Genomic DNA, 2,099 nt, shown 5'->3' on the forward strand with positions numbered 1-2,099 from the left:
TAGAAGAACGTTCATCGATACCCCTTAAGATTGATGGATAGACCTGAGACATCCCAGGACACGCAGGTTCGAAGGACGCACGGTCTGGTTCGCTTTGAAGCTGCCCCGAATCTATGCCAGACCCCCCCTCCTGTCAACGCCGGGCCCACGGGGGCCGCCCCGCCGAGGGACCTCCTCCCAGTGGCTTGGATTCGCTTCCTTTACGCCGCTTCCGGGTCGATCTATGATGGGTGAGCCCAGCCGGCACGCCATCACAGAGCGGATCGTCCATTCCGCTCCCCCCGAGTGTCTGTCCGGCCCCCCCGGGGGCAAGAGAGGAGCGCGACCGCAGTATGAGCAAGGGGAAGATCCTCCTGGTTGATGACGATCCGGATCTCGTTGAGGCGATGCGACTCGTCCTCGAGGGGAATGGCTACGAGTGCGTCCATGCGCCCAACGGCACGCGGGCGATCGAGGCGATCCCGAAGGAGAAACCGGACCTGATGGTCCTCGATGTCATGATGGACGACCTCACCGAGGGGTTCCACGTGGCCTACAAGATCCGCAAGCCCGAGGCGGGGCTCGAGCCCTTCCGGGGGATGCCGATCATCATGCTCACGGCGATCGGCCAGAGGACGGGGATGAAGTTCGACCAGAAGGCCGACGCCGATTTCCTTCCCGTCGATGAGTTCATGGAAAAACCTGTCCAGCCGAAGGAACTGCTGGCGAAAGTCGCCCATCTCCTCTCGCGGGCGAGGGGGGGGCGGCCGGCCAACTAGTCGATGGAGCTGCTGGCTCCGGCCGTAGTGGTGGCTTCCCTGGCCGCCGCCGCTCTGGCTTTCCACGCGCAGAGGAAAGCCGCGAGGCGCTGTCGCTCCACGGACGAGTCGATCGCGAGGATCAAGGGGGAGCAGCGCCGAGTTCTTGACGCGCTCGCTCTGGCCGAGCAGGCATCCTCGCGCATCCTCACGCCCGGAGAGCTGAAGAACACACTCGAGAGGATCGCGAACGAGGCGGCCGGCCTTCTCGACGCCCAGGGGGTCCGCCTCGAGATCAAGTCACTCGACGGCAAGGGCGAGCCCTCCATCCTCTACTCAGGCCACTTCCCGGAATCGACGGACATCCCGGGGCGACCGCCGAGGGGTGTCGGAGGCGAGACTCTCGGCGCGATCCTCACGATTCCCATCCGTTCGGGGGAGCACGGGCTGGGCGAGCTTCGCGTGGCCGAGCGGCCGGACCGGCCCCTCAACACGCTCGAGATCCATGTCGCGCGCCTCCTGGCTCAGGTGGTTGCGATCGCTGCGGAGTACAGGAACCAGAGGGAAGCGCTCGAGAAGGCAGAAGAAGACAAACGGCGTTTCGTCCTTGCGACGACGCACGACCTGCGCTCCCCCGTGGCGACGATCGAGCAGCTCGCACAGGTGCTGCGAGAAGGGTACGCGGGGGAGATGACGGAAAAGCAGAAGGAGCTGGCGGCGAAGATCCACGGGCGGGCGACGCACCTGCTGGGGTTGCTTTCGGATCTGTTGAGCCTCGCGATCGAGGATCAGCAATTGGACCAGATGAGGCCCGTGGCTCCGGTGTCCCTGGCGGCCGTCTTCGACTCGCAGATCGAAGCGGCTCGGGTGGCGTGCGAGGGGCGTGGTGTCGAACTCATCGCGAGCCGTCAGGACTCGCCGATGATGCGCATGGCCGCTCAGGGGGACATCGAGAATATCTTCGCCAATCTCCTATCGAACGCGGTCAAGTACACGCCCAGGGGGGGCAGGATCACCGCGACGCTCGAGGACTCGCCCGGCGGCGTCCTGTTCCGCGTCCTCGACACCGGCATCGGTATTCCGAAGGACTCCTTGCCCCGTCTTTTTGTAGAGTATTATCGAGCGCCCAACGCCAGAGAGATCGAGCGGCACGGCACCGGCCTCGGCCTCGCGCTCGTGCAGAAGCTCCTGAGGAAGTACATGGGCCGGATACGCATCGACAGCACCGAGGGGAAGGGGACGCTGGCGGAGGTCATGCTCCCTCCGGAGTAGGCGGGCGGGCAGGTCAGAGTGAGGCCGCGGCGGGAGGAACGCTCTTGCAGTTGCAGAAGATGAAGATCGGAGGGGTGCTCGTCACCCAGG

Annotated in this window: 2 protein-coding genes; both read left to right on the top strand. The window is 65.1% G+C overall.

The genetic code is table 11. From position 1 onward, the window contains the following. Positions 1-332 precede the first annotated feature (332 nt). A complete protein-coding gene (locus FJY88_13840; GenBank protein MBM3288408.1) occupies positions 333-758 on the top strand; it encodes a response regulator transcription factor in 426 nt (141 codons plus the stop codon). 3 nt (positions 759-761) lie between these two features. Continuing rightward, positions 762-2,009 carry a HAMP domain-containing histidine kinase gene (locus tag FJY88_13845; protein MBM3288409.1) on the top strand — a complete coding sequence of 416 codons (1,248 nt, stop codon included), beginning with the start codon at positions 762-764 and terminating at the stop codon, positions 2,007-2,009. Positions 2,010-2,099 lie beyond the last annotated feature (90 nt).

The organism is Candidatus Eisenbacteria bacterium, assembly GCA_016867495.1.
GTDB lineage: Bacteria > Eisenbacteria > RBG-16-71-46 > CAIMUX01 > VGJL01 > VGJL01.